This is a genomic window from Fulvivirga lutimaris, from assembly GCF_009711525.1.
Taxonomy (GTDB): domain Bacteria; phylum Bacteroidota; class Bacteroidia; order Cytophagales; family Cyclobacteriaceae; genus Fulvivirga; species Fulvivirga lutimaris.
Genome location: NZ_SMLV01000069.1, coordinates 1 through 1,051, shown reverse-complemented (window position 1 = coordinate 1,051; position 1,051 = coordinate 1). Strand labels below are relative to the sequence as shown.

Below are 1,051 nucleotides of genomic sequence, written 5' to 3'. Positions count from 1 at the left end.
GACAAGTAAGGCACCTGCCAGATAACGTAACTTATAAGTGATATTGATAAAAGTATTATTCATTGGACAGGCTTTCTATTAATTCATTATAGATTAATTCCATTCCGAAGTAATCCTTTGGCTGATCTTCGTCATTGTTGTTGCTTCCGGGAAGCAATTGTGCATTGTTCACTGACTCCAGCCAGCCTCTGATATTATAGCGGTAGTCGATCGACTGAAATGGGGTGCCGTTTTCTACATGCAGGTTCTTCTCTATTAACTCACCTAACTCATTGTATTTGTTCTCGGCAAGCAACACCTCGCCCTGCCCAATACCATCTTCATACAATTCATGAAAACCTCTTAATAATCGGCCGGTATGGTCATAATCATAGCTCCTCCTTATAGAGATATTCTTGCTCAATCGGTCTACTTCTTTAAAACTCTCTATCAACCAGCCACTGAAACTATAAAGCACACTTTCTCTTGAGTTCGTTTGCTGATATTCATTAATCGTTACACTTTGAATCAGTCGGTAACGGTCATCATAATAATTCGCTGTCTTTATCCACTGATTGGTGCCCAGTATTTTAACAGCACTGCCGCTCACCTGGCCTTTTACGGTCTCAAAGGCCGCATCTTCATAGCAATAACTACCTTGGGGTATGGTTGTGCAGCTCGGTATTAATGTAGGTTTAGCATAGTTAAACCCTGTGCCAAACTCAGTCAGCGTTCTAAATGAATAATCGTCATAATAGGTAACTGTATGAATGTTATCAAGTGATATATTCTTAGGTATACTATTAGAGGTATATCCCATTTTGCTTCCTCCCAATGTCTCATAGGCAGCAAAATTTTGAATCCAGTCTGGGCCATCAAGCAAGTCTCTCAATGTTGCTACTGCAGTACCTAGCACCTTTTCTCCTGTCATGATAGGACGATTCAATACATCATATTTAGTAAAACTCCATTTACTTTCGAGTCGTTGCTCACCATCCTGGGTCAATACTAACCGGTCTCTGTCATCATAAATCATGATAACCCAATCTGAATCAGCTCCCGGAACTCGCTT

At 40.4% G+C, this 1,051-nt stretch carries 1 protein-coding gene; it reads right to left on the bottom strand.

All coding sequences use genetic code 11. The features are described from left to right. Positions 1-55 precede the first annotated feature (55 nt). A partial coding sequence (locus E1140_RS21195; RefSeq protein WP_221412589.1) for a hypothetical protein occupies positions 56-1,051 on the bottom strand: 996 nt, incomplete at its 5' end.